We start from the raw sequence: 17,540 nt of genomic DNA, 5'->3' as shown, positions 1-17,540 counted from the left end.
TTCAGTTCAGTGGATGCTGGCGCAGAAAGTCTGCGGCGACTTTGGACGGGCTTTCGTGGTTTACATCGACCCGGGCGTTGAGTTGACGCATGGTTTCATCGTCAAACAGATCGGCCAGTGGCTTAAGCAGCCCCGCAAGGTCGGGGTGCTGATCCAGATAGGCCTGACGCACTACCGGCGCGGCGGTGTAGTCCGGGAAGTAGTGCTTGTCGTCTTCAAGCAATTTGAGATTGAAGGCGCTCAAGCGACCGTCCGTGGTGTAGACCAGTCCGGCAAACACCTGGCCGTTTTTCAGCGCGGTGTAGACCAGCCCGGCGTCCATCTGGCGGATATTGCGACGGGTCAGGTCCATGTCGTAGAGCTTGACCATACCCAGCAAGCCGTCGGAGCGGTTGGCGAACTCGGTGTCCAGGGCCACCAGCGCATTTTTGTTGTCCGGTTCGCGCATTGCCTTGTTCAGGTCGCTGATGCTGTTGATGCCCGGAAACGCTTCGGCCACCTTTTGTGGCAGTGCCAGCGCATAGGTGTTGCTGAACTTGGACGGATGCAGCCAGACCAGTCCTTGTTTAGCATCGACCTCTTTTACCCGGTCGTAGGATTGCTGGCTGTCGAGTTTGTCGGTGATGTGGTTGTAGGCCACCAGCGAAACGCCGGTGTATTCCCACACCATGTCCAGTTGCCCCGACTCCTGGGCCGAACGCGCCAGGCTGCTGCCCAGCCCGCCGGTGACCTGAGCGTTATAGCCCTTGCTGTTGAGGTATTGCGAAGTGATTTCCGCGAGCAGGGTTTGCTCGGTAAACACCCGCGCCCCAATGCGAATCAAGGGTTTTTCCGCAGCCTGGGCAATTCCTGCACACAGCAGGATGCAGCCTAGTAAAAAGCTAATTTTTTTCATGGTTATTCCTTTGCTCAGCCAGACCTTAAGCAGGTCGCAGACCGCGTTCCAACCACTGGCGGCTGATGAGTATCACCAGGCCGTCGAGCAGCAGTGCCAGCAGCGCAGTACAGGCGGCGCCGAGGATCAGTTGCGGCTGATTGTTGAGGGCAATGCCTGGAAAAATCAGGCTGCCCAGGCTGTTGGCGCCGATCAGGAACGCCAGCGGGGCGGTACCGACGTTGATCGCCAGTGCCACGCGCACACCGCCCATGATGATGGGCACGGCGTTGGGCAACTCGACCCGCCACAGCACCTGGCGCGGCGTCATGCCGATACCGACGGCGGCTTCCTTGAGCGAACCCTGGACGTTTTTCAAGCCTTCGTAGGTATTGCGCACAATGGGCAGCAACGAGGCGAGAAACAGGGCGAAGATGGCAGGGCCGCTACCGATGCCCAGGAAACCCAGGGCAATGGCCAGTACCGCCAGAGGAGGCACGGTGTTGCCGATGTTGAAGACTTGCATGAAGCGTTCCGCACGTCCGGCCATTGAAGGTCGGCTGAGGAAAATGCCGGCAGGTATCCCTACAAGGAGGGCGGCGAGCATTGAAGCGAGTACCAGGTACAGGTGGGCTTGCAGGTAGAACAACAAATCATCTTGATAGTGTTCGATAGTGCTGATGCCGATCCAGTGGACCAACAGGGCCAGAAGCGCGATAACGACCGCGCATCCTATAAGCCCTTTTCCATAGCGATTCGCCATAGACGGACTCCTTTTTTTTCAGTCGGCGAACACATCGTCGTGTGGCAAGGCCATTCCTGGCTGCCGGCAATATGTTCGCGAAGAGCAACAGGTGGTGGCGAAAATGCGCCCTCAACACCTGTCATTAGCGCAGCCTCGTCAGGCTAACTTGCTGATATTTCAGCCCCTGACGCTTTGTCGTATCAGGAGAGTGGACGCCTCCACTGTTTAAAAGGTTCACATTTTTTACGGCACATTGCCACCCTTGTCCGACGAGCCACGGTTCCAACGGTGGCTGTAGGCGCCTGATTTGAGCTATAATCCGCGCCCTTTTTTGAATCAATCGTCAGGCGATTTCCCATGACCAACCAGGCCGCCGAAGTCGCGAAACGCCGCACTTTCGCCATTATTTCCCACCCCGATGCGGGTAAGACCACCATCACCGAAAAGCTCTTGCTGATGGGTAAGGCGATTGCTGTCGCCGGTACGGTGAAATCGCGAAAGTCCGACCGCCATGCCACCTCCGACTGGATGGAAATGGAGAAACAACGGGGTATTTCGATTACCACGTCGGTCATGCAGTTCCCGTATCGCGACAACATGATCAACCTGCTCGACACCCCGGGCCACGAAGACTTCTCCGAAGACACCTACCGCACGCTGACCGCGGTCGACTCGGCGCTGATGGTCCTCGACGGCGGTAAGGGCGTTGAGCCACGTACCATCGCCCTGATGGACGTGTGTCGTCTGCGTGACACGCCAATCGTCAGCTTTATCAACAAACTCGACCGCGATATTCGCGACCCGATCGAGTTGCTGGACGAGATCGAAGCGGTTCTGAAAATCAAGGCGGCGCCGATCACCTGGCCGATCGGCTGCTACCGCGATTTCAAGGGTGTCTACCACCTGGCAGACGACTACATCATCGTCTACACCGCCGGTCATGGGCATGAGCGCACCGAAACCAAAATCATCGAAAAGCTCGATTCCGATGAAGCCCGTGCCCACTTGGGTGACGAGTACGATCGTTTTGTTGATCAACTGGAACTGGTTCAGGGCGCTTGCCATGAATTCAACCAACAGGAATTTCTCGACGGCCAGTTGACCCCGGTGTTCTTCGGTACCGCACTGGGCAACTTTGGTGTCGACCATGTGCTCGACGCGGTAGTGGACTGGGCGCCGAAGCCGCTGGCCCGTGTTGCCAACGAGCGTACCGTCGAGCCGGTTGAAGAGAAATTCACCGGTTTCGTGTTCAAGATCCAGGCGAACATGGACCCGAAACACCGCGACCGTATCGCCTTTATGCGCATTTGCTCGGGCAAATACGAAAAGGGCATGAAAATGCGCCATGTGCGCACCGGCAAAGATGTTCGTATCGGCGATGCGCTGACGTTCTTCTCCTCCGAGCGTGAACAGCTCGAAGAGGCTTTTGCAGGCGATATCATCGGTTTGCACAACCACGGCACCATCCAGATCGGTGACACCTTCACCGAAGGTGAGAGCCTGAGCTTCACCGGTATTCCGCACTTTGCCCCGGAACTGTTCCGTCGCGTACGTCTGCGCGATCCACTCAAGTCCAAGCAATTGCGTCAGGGCTTGCAGCAACTGGCCGAAGAGGGCGCCACCCAGGTGTTCTTCCCGGAGCGCAGCAACGACATCATCCTGGGCGCCGTGGGTGTGCTGCAGTTCGACGTGGTCGCCAGCCGCTTGAAAGAAGAATACAAAGTGGAATGCTCCTACGAGCCGATCACTGTGTACTCGGCTCGCTGGATTGATTGCGACGATAAGAAGAAGCTCGAAGAGTTCAGCGTCAAAGCTGTGGAAAACCTGGCCGTGGACGGTGGCGGTCACCTGACCTATCTGGCTCCGACCCGCGTCAACCTGGCGTTGATGGAAGAGCGCTGGCCGGATGTGAAGTTCCGCGCAACCCGCGAGCATCACTAAGCACTCAGGTGTCTGGTTGATAAAAAGCGAAGCCCTTGGGCTTCGCTTTTTTTTGCGCAAATTTTGTAACCGCTGCCGCAGACTGCGATCGAGCCCTTAGGAGCGCAAAGGCCTGCGGACCTATTCGCGCCTTGTCCGGTTTATTTGCAGGCACAGCTTCGGGGTTTTTGGTGGGGGTGTCTGCCTTGGTGTATTCGCCCAAACTGGCAAATGGCGAATTGCCTGAGCGCTATGCATTTAGTACGCCGCTCTCGGATCTGGCGCCTGGGCTCAACGACGATCTATCAGCAATTGCTGCCGCCAATGGCAATGTTGATCTGCCAGTGCGTATCAGTTCAAAAACAGCCGCAGATGGGCAGTCTGAAGTTTTTGTCGCTTTGGCGGATGGCGTAACTGTGCCGTCGAAAGTCAGGGTTGTAGCTGCAACGTTTAACGCACAGCTGAATGTTTACAGCGTAACCACCGAAGATGTGCCACCAAGGACGTTGACCTGGACACCCATCGTCGATCCGTGGAATAGCTCGACTACTTCCCCTGCCGAGCAACCAGTGCCAACGGTTTACACTGGCGCCACTGTCACGCCAGTGACGGGTATCTGGCTGGGGGCTGCGGCGCAGGGTGAGGGTGCTGCGGTGCCGTCGCAGATTGCTGATTGGCTTCGGGGGAGGAAGTTCAAGAATTTCAAGGCGTTTCGAGAGGCGTTTTGGGTAGAAATAACGAAAGATCCGGTGCTGTCACAGCAGTTTATAGCTCCAAATAGAGCCCGAATGAGCATCGGTAAAGCAGCTAAGACCAGGAAAAGTGATGCAGTGGGCAAGCGGTCCTCATTTGAAATACATCATGTCCATGAAGTCGCTAAGGGGGGAGATATTTACAATGTTGAAAATATGTTGATTTTGACCCCTAAGCGTCACCTGGATATTCATAAAGGAGCGAAATGATGGAGCTGAAAAGTAGTTTCTCTGAGTATACGGAAGCCGAGTTCTGGGTGTTTATGAAAGAAATATTCCAGGAGAACATTGCTGAAACTGATGAACGCCTTGACAAGCTTCTGGCGCATTTTGAAAAAGTCACTGAGCATCCTGACGGTACAGACCTTATCTACTATGCCGCATCTGATTTGGACAGCACTCCAGAAGCTATAACCAAGAAAGTCAGTGAATGGCGAGCCGCCAACGGTAAGTCTGGCTTCAAATCTGCTTGATTTTTGCTTGTTCAGTCCAGCCATCCAGTGATCATGGGTGGCTGGGCTTTTTATTGGCTAAATGTCTACGGCTATCAATTCAACTATCTAACGCACGTGTCTTCAGTAGTCGCTGCCGAAGGCTGTGATCGCGTCCGAAGCAGTTTACGACTGCTACGCAGTCGGACGTAGCCTCGCGCTGCTTGTCAACGGCTACAAGTGAGCGTATGGCCCACCACACAGTATCGACAAACGCGGCTGCGTTACTCCGAATGGGTATATCCCAGCCTGTGAGTTTCTGGAAAAGCTGAAAGGGGCGAACTAGGTTTAAAGGGTGCTTTTCTCATAACAGGATGGAAATCGCGATGAAGCTTTTTCAACGCATTGTGCTGTTGCTCAAGGTGCTGGTGCTGCTGACGGTGAGTGCCTCGGCGGCTTGGGCGAGCAACCCGCTGAGCAGCACGGGGGCCGGGTTTTCAGTAACAGGCGTGCCGGGGCCGACAATTCATGCCATCTACAAGTCGGATTCCGAACCTGGGGACCAGGGGCAGGGCGGCAGTTCGGGGGATGATGACCAGACCGATGGTGATGGCGGCGGTGACGGTGGGGATAACGGCGATGAGGGCGATGAAGGCGATAGCCAGACGTAATGCATTACCCCTATGTGTAGCCGCTGCCGAAGGCTGCGTTCGATTGCGAAGCAATCGTAAAACCTGAGCTTGCGGTATGTCTGTTACTCCGCGGGCCTCGATTTTACGACGGCTGCGCCGCCGAACGCAGCCTTCGTTCCTCGGCAGCTGCTACGGGTCGTGTTTAGCTCTGCAAAAACTGCTCCGCGTGATGGCAGGCAACCTGGCGGTTGTCGAGCAGGCGCAGTACAGGTTCGTCTGTGCTGCACAACTCGGTCGCATACGGGCAGCGCTTGTGAAAGGCGCAACCTGATGGCGGGTTCAGCGGGTTGGGCAGCTCGCCGACGATCTTGATTTTTGGCTTGAGCGGATCGGGGTGGATCGTCGGCGTGGCCGACAGCAGCGCCTGGGTGTAGGGGTGCAACGGCCGGGTGTAGATCTCCTCCTTGGGGCCCATCTCTACCGGGCGACCGAGGTACATCACCAGTACCGTGTCGGCCACATGTCGCACCACCGCCAGGTTATGGGAAATGAACACGTAGGCAGTGTTGAACTCCTGCTGCAAATCCATAAACAGGTTAAGCACCTGCGCCTGGATCGACACGTCCAGCGCCGAGGTTGGTTCGTCCGCCACCAGCACCTTGGGTTGCAACATCATGGCCCGGGCCAGGGCGATACGCTGGCGCTGGCCCCCCGAGAACATATGCGGGTAGCGCTGGTAATGCTCGGGGCGCAAGCCGACCTGTTTCATCATGGCCTGGACTTTTTCGCGGCGCTCGCTGGCGCTCAGGCTGGTGTTGATGAGCAGCGGCTCGGCCAGTTGATCGCCGATTTTCTGCCGCGGGTTGAGCGAGGCGTAGGGGCTCTGGAACACCATCTGCACGTCTTTGCGCAGTTGTTTGCGCTCGGCCTTGTTGGCCCCTGCAACTTCTTGCCCGGCAATTTTCAGCGAGCCCGAGGAGGGCTCTTCAATCAAGGTCAACGCGCGGGCCAGGGTGGATTTTCCGCAACCGGACTCTCCCACCACGGCAAGGGTTTTACCGGCTTCCAGTTCAAATGACACGCCGTTGAGTGCGCGTACCAGCGCATGGCCTTTGAACATGCCACGGGATACTTCGTAGTGACGGGTTAGGTCGCGGGCGGTAAGAACAACAGTCATTACGCCACCTCCTGATTCAAGGGGAAGAAGCAGCGCACCTGGCTGTGAGCCTGTTGCTCCAGCGCAGGACGTTGTTGACGACATTGCTCTTGTACATACGGGCAGCGCGGTGACAGCAGGCAGCCTTTGGGCCGGTCATAGCGACCGGGCACGATGCCGGGCAAGGTCGACAGACGGGCAGCGCCCATGCTGTGTTCCGGGATCGCAGCCAGCAGCGCCTCGCTGTACGGGTGCGCGGGCACATCAAACAGCCCCGGCACGTTGCCGACTTCCACGGCCTGGCCGGCGTACATCACGCATACCCGCTGGGCGGTTTCGGCGACTACGGCGAGGTCGTGGGTAATCAGCACCAGGCCCATGTTCTGTTCGCGTTGCAGGCTCAGCAGCAGGTCCATGATCTGCGCCTGGATGGTTACGTCCAGGGCAGTGGTAGGTTCGTCGGCGATCAGCAGTTTGGGTTCACCGGCAATCGCCATGGCAATCGCCACGCGCTGGCTCATGCCGCCTGACAGTTGGTGCGGGTAGGCGTCCATGCGGCTGGCAGCCCCCGGGATTTCAACTTTTTCCAGCAGCTCGATGGCCCGTTTGCGCGCTGCCTTGGCGGACATTTTCAGGTGCAGGCGCAGCACTTCCTCGATCTGGAAACCCACGGTATAGCTGGGGTTCAGTGCGGTCATGGGGTCCTGGAAGACCATCGCCATGTCCTTGCCGACGATCTGGCGGCGCTGACGCGCGCTGAGGGTCAGCATGTTCTTGCCGTCGAAGGTCAGCGCGTCGGCGCTGACGATACCGGGGTGCTCGATCAGGCCCATCAGCGCCATCATGGTCACGGACTTGCCCGACCCCGACTCACCGACAATTGCCAGTACTTCGCCTTTATCCACAGACAGGCTCAGGCCGTCTACCACCGGCACGGCCGTAGCGTCGCCAAAACGGACATTGAGATTCTTGATTTCTAACAGTGACATGGGAATCTCCTCAGGCGGCGTTTTTGAGTTTCGGGTCCAGCGCATCGCGCAGGCCGTCGCCCATCAGGTTGATTGCCAGCACGCTGAGCAAAATGGTCAAGCCAGGCAGGCTGACGACCCACCACGCGCGTTCGATATAGTCGCGGGCCGAAGCCAGCATGGTGCCCCACTCAGGGGTTGGCGGTTGTACGCCGAGGCCAAGAAAGCCCAGTGCTGCGGCGTCGAGGATCGCCGAGGAGAAACTCAGGGTGGCCTGCACGATCAGCGGCGCCATGCAGTTGGGCAGCACAGTGATAAACATCAGGCGCGGCAGACTGGCACCGGCCAGGCGGGCAGCGGTCACATAGTCGCGGTTCAGCTCGCCCATCACGGCGGCACGGGTCAGACGCACGTACGATGGCAACGACACCACGGCAATGGCGATCACGGTGTTGATCAGGCCAGGGCCGAGGATGGCGACAATCGCCACGGCCAGCAGCAAGGAAGGCAGGGCCAGCATGATGTCCATCAACCGCATGATGCCCGGGCCGAGAAGGCGCGGAAAAAAGCCGGCAAACAGGCCCAGGATCACGCCCGGAATCAGCGAGATGACCACAGACGACAAACCGATCAACAGCGACAGCCGTGAACCTTCGATCAGGCGTGACAGCAGGTCGCGACCCAGTTCATCGGTGCCCAGCAGAAATTGCCAGTTGCCGCCTTCCAGCCAGACCGGCGGGGTCAGCAGAAAGTCGCGGTATTGCTCACTCGGGCTATGGGGGGCGACCCACGGGGCGAAGATCGCGCAGAACACGATGATGGTCATGAAAATCAGACCCGCCACAGCGCCCTTGTTCCGGGAGAAGGCATGCCAGAATTCTTTGTACGGTGATGGATAAAGCAGGCTTTGATCCACTTCGGTCGTGCTTGGGGAGGTGCTCATGGTCAGGATCTCAGCGCTGGTGACGGATGCGTGGGTTGGCAAAGCCGTAGAGGATGTCGACTACGAAGTTGACCAGAATCACCAGGCAGGCGATTAGCAGGATGCCGTTTTGCACCACGGGATAGTCCCGGGCGCCAATGGCTTCGATCAGCCATTTACCGATACCGGGCCACGAAAAAATGGTTTCGGTCAGGACTGCACCGGCCAGCAGGGTGCCCACTTGCAGGCCGACCACGGTCAGTACCGGGATCAGGGCGTTGCGCAGGCCGTGCACGAACACCACGCGGGCGGGTGACAGGCCTTTGGCGCGGGCGGTACGGATGTAGTCTTCGCGCAGCACTTCAAGCATGGATGAGCGGGTCATCCGCGCGATCACGGCCAGCGGAATGGTACCCAGCACAATGGCCGGCAGAATCAGGTGGTGCAACGCGTCCCAGAAGGCTTCGGGCTCGTCGCTGAGCAGGGTGTCGATAAGCATGAAGCCGGTTTTGGGCTCTATGTCGTAGAGCAGGTCGATACGCCCGGACACCGGGGTCCAGCCCAGGCCCACGGAGAAGAACATGATCAGGATCAGGCCCCACCAGAAGATCGGCATCGAATACCCCGCCAGGGAGATACCCATCACGCCGTGGTCAAACAATGAGCCGCGTTTGAGTGCCGCGATCACTCCCGCCAGTAGCCCGAGGATGCCGGCGAACAACAGGGCGGCGCTGGCCAGTTCCAGCGTGGCGGGGAACAGTGCGGAAAATTCGCTCCACACGCTTTCACGGGTGCGCAATGACTCGCCCAGATCGCCATGTGCCAGTTTGCTGACGTAGTCGATGTACTGCTCGTGCAGCGGCTTGTTCAGACCCAGGCGCTCCATGGCCTGGGCGTGCATTTCAGGGTCTACCCGGCGCTCACCCATCATGACTTCGACCGGGTCACCCGGGATCATGCGAATCAGGGCAAAGGTGAGCAAGGTGATGCCGAAGAACGTGGGGATCAACAACCCCACTCGGCGGGCAATAAAACTAAACATCGTGTGGTGTTCCTTATCAGCCGGTCAGGCAGGTCCGCCGGGGTTGAGGTAAACCCTGGCGGGTTTTTATTGTTCTACTTCACCTGGGTTGTGGCGAAGTTGTTGTTGGTCAGGGGGCTAAGGGTATAGCCCTCGACGTTTTTGCGCATCGCCGTGAACAGCATAGGATGGGTTACGTTGATCCAGGGTTGGTCCTGATTAAAAATCATCTGTGCCTGTTGATAGAACTCGGCCCGTTGCGAGGGTTCAGTGATACCACGGGCTTTGGTGATCAGGCTTTCGAAGTCCTTGTTGCACCAGCGGGCGTAGTTCTCGCCGTTTTTGGCCGCCTCGCAGCTAAGCAGCGGGGTCAGGAAGTTATCCGGGTCGCCGTTATCGCCGCCCCAACCGGTCGACACCAGATCATGTTCGCCATTTTTGGCGCGCTTGAGCATTTCGCCCCATTCCATGACCCGGATATCCAGCTTGAGGCCGATTTGTGCCAGGTCGGACTGCAGCAACTGCGCACCCAGCATCGGGTTGGGGTTGGTCGGGCCGCCGCCGTTGCGGGTGAATAGGGTCAGTACCGTGCCTTCAGGTACCCCGGCTTCCTTGAGCAAGGCCCGGGCCTTGTCCAGGTCGCGGGGCGGCCGCTGAATGCTGGTGTTGTAGCCCAGCATGGTCGGCGGGTAAGGGTTGACGGCCAGCAGTGCGTTGCCTTCGCCGTGGACGGAGTTCAGATAGGTCTGCTTGTCGAAGGCCATGTCGATGGCTTTGCGTACGCGCACATCGCTCAGGTACTTGTGACTGGTATTCATGGCGATATAGCTGGTCATCAGGGCGGCCAGCTCATCGACCTTGAGGTTGGGGTCCTTGCGGATGTTCTTGACCTCATCAGGCTTGGGGTACAGCGCGATCTGGCATTCGTTGGCCTTGAGCTTTTGCAGGCGCACGTTGCTGTCGGTGGCGATGGCGAAGATCAGCGCATCACTGGGCGGTTTGCCACGGAAGTAGTCCGGGTTGGCCTTGAAGCGTACCTGGGCATCCTTGTTGTAGCGCACGAAGATAAACGGGCCGGTGCCGATCGGCTTGGCATTGAGGTCGGCGGTTTTGCCGGACTTGAGCAACTGGTCGGCGTATTCGGCGGAGTAGATGGAGTTGAACGGCATGGCCACGTCGCGCAGAAACGGCGCTTCAGGGTGGTTGAGAGTGATTTTTACCGTCAGGTCGTCAACTTTCTCGACGCTCTTGAGCAGGTCCTTGAAACCCATGCTTTCAAAGTAGGGGTAACCGACCAGCGACAGTTTGTGCCACGGGTGATTCGGGTCCAGCTGGCGCTGAAAACTCCAGACCACGTCATCGGCGTTCAGGGTTCGGGTCGGTTTGAAATAATCAGTGGTGTGAAACTTTACGTCGGGACGCAGGTGAAAAGTGTATTCAAGCCCGTCCGGGCTGATGTCCCAGCGCTCGGCCAGGGCGGGCTCCACATCCGTGGTGCCGGGGGCAAAGTCGACCAGGCGGTTGAGTATGGTCTCGGCCGAAGCATCGGCAGTCACGGCGGTGGTGAACTGAACGATGTCGAACCCTTCAGGGCTGGCTTCAGTGCAGACCACCAGGGTTTTCGCGCTGACACTCACAGTGGTGCAGAGCAGTGCCGCGGCCAGGGCAGTGCGTAGTGGGAATCTTTTCATAGCAACCCTCTCCAGAGTCGGGTGAGCCAGCGTAACGGCTGCGGCTGATTCGTCGAATCAGCCGCAGCCTTCGGGTTTGAGCAGTTTTTTACAGAATGTTGAACGGAATGGTGGTCACCAGGCGGAATTCGTTGATGTTGCCGTCAGACTGGTTTTTGCTGGCGCGGTGCGTGGTGTACGTCGCGCGAATCGCGGTGGCTTTCAGCGGGCCACTTTGGATTGCATAGGACGTGCCAACGCTGTACTCGTAATGGGTTTCGCCGTCCATGTTCTTCACGTCGTAGGCGGTGCCGGTGTACTTGGTGCCGTCGATATCCCAGCCGCGGGCGTGGTAGGCGTTGAACTTGAGGCCGGGAATGCCGTACTGGGCCATGTTGATGCTGTAGGCCAGTTGCAGGGATTTCTCGTTCGGGCCGTTGAAGTCCGAGAGCAGGGAGTTGGCCAGGTAAATGCCGTTGGTTTCGTGCAGGTAGTCGAAGTATTCGTCGCCGACGATCTGCTGGAACGACAGGCTCAGGGTGTGGGCCTGGTGGGTCAGGGCGAAGGCCAGGCTGTAGGCGTCGTTGTTGATGTTGCCCAGGGCCTTGCTGCCGGTATCCAGGGTCTTGTAGTAGTTGAAGTTGGTATTCAGGCCCAGGGTGGCGTTGTCGCCCATGTCGTGTACGGCGCCGAAGTAGTACTGATTCCAGAAGTCTTCAACGTGGGTCGCGTACAGCGTGGTCTTCAGGCTCTTGAACGGCTGGTAGTTGAGGCCGGCGACGCTGGCGCGATCGGTTTCAACCCCGGTTGCGCCGTATTCGCTGCGGAACTTGCTCAGGCTCGACTCGGTACGCGGGGACACGCGGTCAAAGGAGCCGGCATCGAACGACAGGTTGTTGAACTCTTCACTGTGCAGGCCCACCCCTTGAAAGCTGGAAGGCAGTGCGCGGTTACCGATCACGTCGATGGTCGGGCTGCTGAAGTTCTGTCGGCCTACGGTCAGCGTGGTGTTGGAGATGCGGGCGCTGAGGTTGGCCAGGCCCAGCTTGCTCCACTGGCCGACGGCGTCGCCGTCGCTGTGGGTCAGGGTGCGGTTGTTTGGCCCGGCGATGTCCTTGGCGTCGCGATCCAGGGCAATGGCGTTGTAAGCCGCGACCTGGGTGCTGAAACCTACGGTGCCTTCAGTGAAGCCCGACTTGTAGTCGAGGATGGTGCCCTGTACCCAGTTGATCCGGCGCGGGGTGGATTCACGGGTGCCGTGGTTGTTGTAGCTGAAACGGTCATCGCGACGCTTGAGCTCGTTGGCGTACCAGTTGCGGGTAGTGCCGCCCAGGGTCTGGTCTTCGACAAAGCCCTTGGTCTCGCTTTGAGCGCTGCTGGCTTTGAGTTCGGTCGGCATGAATTCATCGGCATTGGCCATCGCAGTGATGCTGCTGATGGACAAGGCCAATAACGCGCGGCTGGTGAGTTTCATGGTTGAGGCTCCTCTTTGGTTTCTTCTTTTTATGGCCGGTCTTTTTTTGTGATGACTCGGCTGTTGTGAAACGATTTAAAGCATTGCAAACGTTTGCCTGGTGCAGATTTGGCGAAGTTTGAGCGGGCCATGGGTTAAGTGACCTGCTGAAAGAGCGGTGTTGTTTGTGATCTCTGTTGTGGGAGCGAGCCTGCTCGCGAAGGTCGTTGGCGATACCGCGCTGCTCTTGAGGACTTCGCGAGCAGGCTCGCTCCCACAGTGGCACTGTTCTATTGGAGTAATCAGTCCTTGAGGCTGACACCTGAGAAGGCGTTACGGCCAAAGGGGCTGACCGTGAACCCTTCGACTTTGGCGCTCAGCGGCTGGTTGACTGTGGAGTGCGCAATGGGGGTGATCGGCACCTGTTGCTTGAGCAACTGCTGGGCCTGTTTGTAGAGCACCGTGCGCTGATCGCGATCGGTCACGACCTTGGCATTCTTGACCAGGGTGTCGTACTCCTTGTTGCACCACATGGAGTAGTTGTTGCCGCCGATTGCGTCGCAGCTGTAGAGGGTGCCGAGCCAGTTGTCCGGGTCACCGTTGTCCCCGGTCCAGCCAATCAGGCTGATGTCGTGTTCGCCATTTTTGGTGCGTTTGATGTACTCGCCCCATTCATAGCTGACGATCTTGACCTTGAGGCCGATTTTGGCCCAGTCCGACTGCAGCATTTCGGCCATCAGCTTGGCGTTCGGGTTGTAGGGGCGCTGTACGGGCATGGCCCACAGGGTTATTTCGGTGCCGTCCTTGACCCCAGCGGCTTTGAGCAGCTCTTTGGCTTTTTCCGGGTTGTAGGGGGCGTCGGTAATGGTTTCGTCGTAGGACCATTGCGTTGGCGGCATGGCGTTGACGGCTTTTTGGCCTGCGCCCTGATACACCGCCTTGAGGATCTCGTCCTTGTTGACCGCCATGTCCAGGGCCTGGCGCACCTGCAACTGGTCGAACGGCTTGTGCTGCACGTTGTAGGCAATGTAACCGAGGTTGAAGCCGGGCTTTTCAATCACCTGCAGCTTCGGATCGGCCTTGAGGCCGGCAACGTCGGCCGGGCGCGGGTTGAGCGAGACCTGGCATTCGTTTTTACGCAGCTTTTGCATGCGCGCCGAGGCATCGACGCTGATCGAGAAAATCAGGTTGTCGAGCTTGACCTGGCTGGGGGCCCAGTAGTCCTTGTTGGCGGCGTAGCGGATGTTCGAGTCTTTCTGATAACGCTGGAACACATACGGGCCGGTGCCGACAGGCTTCTGGTTGATATCGCTGGGCTTGCCGCTCTTGAGCAACTGGTCGGCGTATTCGGCCGACAGGATGGCGGCAAAGCTCATGGCCAGGTTTTGAATAAAGGCGGCGTCTACCGAGTTGAGTTTCATGACCACGGTCATGGGACCGGTTTTTTCGACGCTGGCGATGTTCTTGTCCAGGCTCATGCCGTTGAAGTACGGGAACTCGGTGGGGTAGGCCTTGCGGAAGGGATGGTCCGGGTTGAGCATGCGGTTGAACGTAAAGAGCACGTCATCGGCATCGAAGTTGCGGGTCGGGGTGAACCACTTGGTGGTATGGAACTTGACCCCGTCACGCAGGTGGAACGTCCACGTCAGGCCGTCTTCGGAAACATCCCAGCTCGTTGCCAGGGCCGGAACGGCTGCGGTGCCACCTTTTTCAAATTCAGCGAGGCGGTTGTAAATGGGCTCGGCCGCGTCGTTGTCGGTGGCGGTGGTGTACTGCGCGGTGTCAAAACCGGCCGGGCTGCCTTCGGAACAAAACACCAGGCTGTTGGCTGCGTTTGCGAGTGGGCTGCCGGCAAGTACGCCGGCGCCGATCAATACTGATAAAACCAGAGGGTTGCGCATGGCGTTCCCTATCCTTTTTTTATTTTTGAGTCCTGAGCGCGCCTTGATCGAAGGCGTACGGTTCAGGGCGTCGATGCCATCAACTACTGCGCCTCACCCGCTGCAATAGACTGCCCTTGGCCGAAGTTAAGCAGCCGGCGCTCAGCAGTAAATACATGGGATCTGACAATCTTGTAGGAATCGTCTTGGCTTCCTATAGCCTCTGATGTAGTCAGATATGGCTTTAGGCTGTAGGTGATTTCCACCGTCCTGGTAGATAAGTGAATGCAGCCTTGTAGCCGCATTCACCGGTCCTTGTTATTTGCCGACGCTGACCCCGTAGAAGGAGTTCAGGCCAAACGGGCTGATCTTGAAATCTTCTACGTTTTTGCGCATCGGTTGATACACCGTCGAGTGTGCGATAGGTGTCATTGGAATCTGGCTTTTGAGTCGTTGCTGCGCCTGTTGGTACAGTTTTGTGCGCTCTGCAATATCGGTGGTGGCCTTGGCGGCTTTGACCAGTTTGTCGAACTCCGGGTCGCACCATTTGGAGAAGTTGTTGCCTTCCAGCGAGTCGCAGCCAAACAGGGTGCCGAGCCAGTTGTCCGGGTCACCGTTGTCGCCGCTCCAGCCAATCAGCATCGCGCCGTTCTCGCCGCCTTTGGAGCGCTTGATGTACTCGCCCCATTCGTAGCTGGTGATCTTGGCCTTGATGCCGATCTTGCTCCAGTCCGACTGCAGCATTTCAGCCATCAACTTGGCATTGGGGTTATACGGGCGTTGCACCGGCATGGCCCACAGCACGATCTCGGTACCTTCCTTGACGCCTGCTTCCTTGAGCAGTTGTTTGGCTTTTTCCGGATCGAAAGGTGCGTCCTTGATGCTGGTGTCATAGGACCATTGGGTCGGTGGCATGGCGCCAACAGCCAGTTGGCCTGCACCCTGGTACACCGAGTCGATGATCTGCTGCTTGTTCACCGACATGTCCAGGGCCTGGCGGACCTTGAGCTGGGACATCGGGTTTGGTTCGTTGCTGCCCTTGATCTTGTCCATCACGTTGTAGGCGATGTAACCGAGGTTGAAGCCCGCTTGATGGGGCATCTTCAGATTAGGGTCTTCACTCAGGGCCTTGAGGTCGGCTGGACGCGGGAAGAGGGTGACCTGGCACTCGTTCTTCTTGAGCTTCTGGACGCGTACCGAGGGGTCGGTGGTGATGGCGAAGATCAGGTTGTCGATCTTGACGTCTTCTGGCTTCCAGTAGTCCTTGTTGCCGGTGTAGCGGATGTTCGAGTCTTTCTGGTAGCTCTTGAACACAAACGGGCCGGTGCCGATCGGTTTCTGGTTGATGTCGGCAGGCTTGCCTTCCTTGAGCAGTTTGTCGGCGTACTCGGCGGACTGGATGGATGCAAAGTGCATCGCCATGTTCTGGATAAACGCGGCATCGACCGAGTTCAGCGTGAACTTGACGGTCTTGTCGTCGATTTTGTCCACCTTGGCGATGTTTTTATCCATGCCCATGTCGGTGAAATAAGGGAATTCGGTGGGGTAAGCCTTACGGAACGGCATGTCTTTGTCGAGCATGCGGTTGAACGTGAAGAGTACGTCGTCGGCGTTGAAATCGCGGGTTGGCTTGAAGTAAGGGGTGGTGTGGAACTTGACGCCATCACGCAGGTGGAAGGTCCATGTCAGGTTATCTGGCGAGACATCCCAGCTGGTCGCCAGGCCGGGCTCAACCTTGGTGCCGCCACGTTCGAACTGGCTCAGGCGGTTAAAGATGGTCTCGGCCGACGCATCAAAGTCAGTACCCGTGGTGTACTGGCCAGGGTCAAAACCTGCCGGGCTGCCTTCAGAGCAAAACACCAGGTTGGAAGCAGCGTGGGCGAAAGGTGCACTTGCCAACAGGCTGGCGCCTACTAAAAACGGAATGACCGCGTGTTTGAACATGGTGGCCTCATGATTTTTGTCATTTTTGGTTTGAGGGCGACCTTATGAGTCGACCCGGCGATACTTATGCACAGCCCATACCCAATGCAATATGTGGAAGCAGTTGAAGCTTGAAAAGGTGGGACGATCGTACAGGAATGTCGCTTTTATATAACTTATGACGCATTTGATCGTTTGCGCATGGCATTTCGACTCATTTGCTTACATCTGCGGGGGGCTTTTGCGACCTTCTTGCACTGTTTTAGGACAGTGTTGTTACTAATCAATACCCCTGTGCGGGAAACATTGTTGTGTAGGACTGCGTTGTTGCAGGTAATCACCTTGAAATTCTAGAACGATTGCAGGCGTTTTCCCGGGGGCATAAAAAAAACCCTGAAACGGTCTGGCTTCAGGGGTTGGCAGGGCGTATCAGGTTTACTGCATCTGCACTTCGATCACGCCATCGGCACTCATGCTGACTTCACTGGTGCCGGCTTCGACTTCCGGGGTAGGCGCCGAGTCCATCGCCGGGGCTGCGGCCTTCATCATCATTGCGCTGCGCAGGTAAGGTTGCGGGTAGCCGTTGGTGTTGAGGTTCAGGTTGACGATCTTGTAACCCTTGCCGCCCAGGGCGTCGGTGGCCAACTGGGCACGGGCCTTGAACGCATTGACAGCGTCCTTGAGCAGCGCGTCTTCGCTGGTTTTGCGCGTGGCATTGGCGACGGTGAACTGCATGCTGCCCATTTTCAGGGTTTGCATCAGATCGCCGGTGAGCTTGGACAGAGCTGCAAAATCGGTGCTTTCAAGGCGCAGTTCTGCGCGTTCACGCCAACCGGTGATCTTCTGGGTTTTGTTGTCGTAAATCGGGTAGCTGTTGCGATTGCCCTGGCGCAGGGTGACTTCCTTGACGGATTTGGCCTGGCCGATGGCTTTGTTCATCGACGTAGTGATTTCTGCGGCCAACTTGGCGGCGTCGGTATTTTGCGCTTCGGTATAGAGCGTCACGATCATCAAGTCGCGAGGCACTTCCTGGCTGGCTTCGGCACGCAGGGAAATCTGGTTGTAATGAATGTCGTCTGCCAGGGCCGGCAGGCTGGCAAGTGCGCCGATGCTCAGGGTCAAAAGGGCAGCGGTGCGTTGGAAGTTGGACATGGAAGCTCCTTGATTGAGAACAGCAATGGCCATATGACTCT

Annotated in this window: 15 protein-coding genes; 4 read left to right on the top strand and 11 right to left on the bottom strand. The window is 57.8% G+C overall.

Annotated elements, in window-relative coordinates; genetic code table 11:
* Window position 1: 1 nt before the first annotated feature.
* Window positions 2-895 carry a glycine betaine ABC transporter substrate-binding protein gene (locus EQV96_RS12665; RefSeq protein ID WP_095001583.1) on the bottom strand — a complete coding sequence of 298 codons (894 nt, stop codon included), beginning with the start codon at window positions 893-895 and terminating at the stop codon, window positions 2-4.
* Between the two features lie 25 nt (window positions 896-920).
* Window positions 921-1,637, bottom strand: a complete 717-nt coding sequence (locus EQV96_RS12660; protein ID WP_095001582.1) for an ABC transporter permease — start codon at window positions 1,635-1,637, stop codon at window positions 921-923.
* Window positions 1,638-1,976: 339 nt separating this feature from the next.
* On the opposite strand from EQV96_RS12660, the gene EQV96_RS12655 reads away from it, so the two are divergent.
* The 4 genes from EQV96_RS12655 to EQV96_RS12640 all read left to right on the top strand — a co-directional run bounded on the left by EQV96_RS12655 (window position 1,977) and on the right by EQV96_RS12640 (window position 5,393).
* A complete protein-coding gene (locus EQV96_RS12655) occupies window positions 1,977-3,560 on the top strand; it encodes a peptide chain release factor 3 (RefSeq protein ID WP_016779471.1) in 1,584 nt (527 codons plus the stop codon).
* A 131-nt stretch (window positions 3,561-3,691) separates the two neighbouring features.
* Complete coding sequence (locus EQV96_RS12650; protein WP_346769611.1) at window positions 3,692-4,501, top strand: S-type pyocin domain-containing protein; 810 nt, start codon at window positions 3,692-3,694, stop codon at window positions 4,499-4,501.
* Entirely contained in the window at window positions 4,501-4,764 is a 264-nt protein-coding gene (locus EQV96_RS12645; protein ID WP_240882140.1) for a bacteriocin immunity protein, read from the top strand. Before EQV96_RS12650 ends, EQV96_RS12645 begins: the two co-directional genes overlap by 1 nt.
* Window positions 4,765-5,108: 344 nt before the next feature.
* Window positions 5,109-5,393, top strand: coding sequence for a hypothetical protein (locus tag EQV96_RS12640; RefSeq protein ID WP_095024055.1), 285 nt, complete (start codon window positions 5,109-5,111; stop codon window positions 5,391-5,393).
* Between the two features lie 163 nt (window positions 5,394-5,556).
* Here the strand turns inward: EQV96_RS12640 and EQV96_RS12635 are convergent, their stop codons facing one another.
* The 9 genes from EQV96_RS12635 to EQV96_RS12595 all read right to left on the bottom strand — a co-directional run bounded on the left by EQV96_RS12635 (window position 5,557) and on the right by EQV96_RS12595 (window position 17,499).
* Window positions 5,557-6,531, bottom strand: a complete 975-nt coding sequence (locus tag EQV96_RS12635; RefSeq protein ID WP_095001579.1) for a peptide ABC transporter ATP-binding protein — start codon at window positions 6,529-6,531, stop codon at window positions 5,557-5,559.
* Window positions 6,531-7,499 (bottom strand): ABC transporter ATP-binding protein, encoded by a 969-nt coding sequence (locus tag EQV96_RS12630; RefSeq protein ID WP_095001578.1) that lies wholly within the window; start codon window positions 7,497-7,499, stop codon window positions 6,531-6,533. Before EQV96_RS12630 ends, EQV96_RS12635 begins: the two co-directional genes overlap by 1 nt.
* Window positions 7,500-7,509: 10 nt before the next feature.
* On the bottom strand, window positions 7,510-8,421 hold the full coding sequence (locus EQV96_RS12625) for an ABC transporter permease subunit (RefSeq protein ID WP_095001577.1): 912 nt from the start codon (window positions 8,419-8,421) through the stop codon (window positions 7,510-7,512).
* 10 nt (window positions 8,422-8,431) lie between these two features.
* Complete coding sequence (locus EQV96_RS12620) at window positions 8,432-9,442, bottom strand: ABC transporter permease subunit (protein ID WP_095001576.1); 1,011 nt, start codon at window positions 9,440-9,442, stop codon at window positions 8,432-8,434.
* Between the two features lie 74 nt (window positions 9,443-9,516).
* The gene (locus tag EQV96_RS12615; protein ID WP_095001575.1) at window positions 9,517-11,112 is read right to left on the bottom strand and encodes an ABC transporter substrate-binding protein; all 1,596 of its coding nucleotides are present in this window, start codon (window positions 11,110-11,112) and stop codon (window positions 9,517-9,519) included.
* An 88-nt stretch (window positions 11,113-11,200) separates the two neighbouring features.
* Window positions 11,201-12,565 (bottom strand): OprD family porin, encoded by a 1,365-nt coding sequence (locus EQV96_RS12610; protein WP_095024053.1) that lies wholly within the window; start codon window positions 12,563-12,565, stop codon window positions 11,201-11,203.
* Between the two features lie 281 nt (window positions 12,566-12,846).
* Window positions 12,847-14,445 (bottom strand): ABC transporter substrate-binding protein, encoded by a 1,599-nt coding sequence (locus EQV96_RS12605; RefSeq protein WP_095001573.1) that lies wholly within the window; start codon window positions 14,443-14,445, stop codon window positions 12,847-12,849.
* A 297-nt stretch (window positions 14,446-14,742) separates the two neighbouring features.
* Window positions 14,743-16,368, bottom strand: coding sequence for an ABC transporter substrate-binding protein (locus EQV96_RS12600; protein ID WP_240882084.1), 1,626 nt, complete (start codon window positions 16,366-16,368; stop codon window positions 14,743-14,745).
* A 414-nt stretch (window positions 16,369-16,782) separates the two neighbouring features.
* Complete coding sequence (locus tag EQV96_RS12595) at window positions 16,783-17,499, bottom strand: SIMPL domain-containing protein (RefSeq protein ID WP_095001570.1); 717 nt, start codon at window positions 17,497-17,499, stop codon at window positions 16,783-16,785.
* Window positions 17,500-17,540: the final 41 nt, after the last annotated feature.

The sequence above is a fragment of the Pseudomonas sp. TMW22080 genome, from assembly GCF_022496745.1.
GTDB lineage: Bacteria > Pseudomonadota > Gammaproteobacteria > Pseudomonadales > Pseudomonadaceae > Aquipseudomonas > Aquipseudomonas bubulae.
The sequence above is the reverse complement of the archived record's forward strand: the minus strand, read 5'-3'. Positions and strand labels throughout refer to the sequence as shown.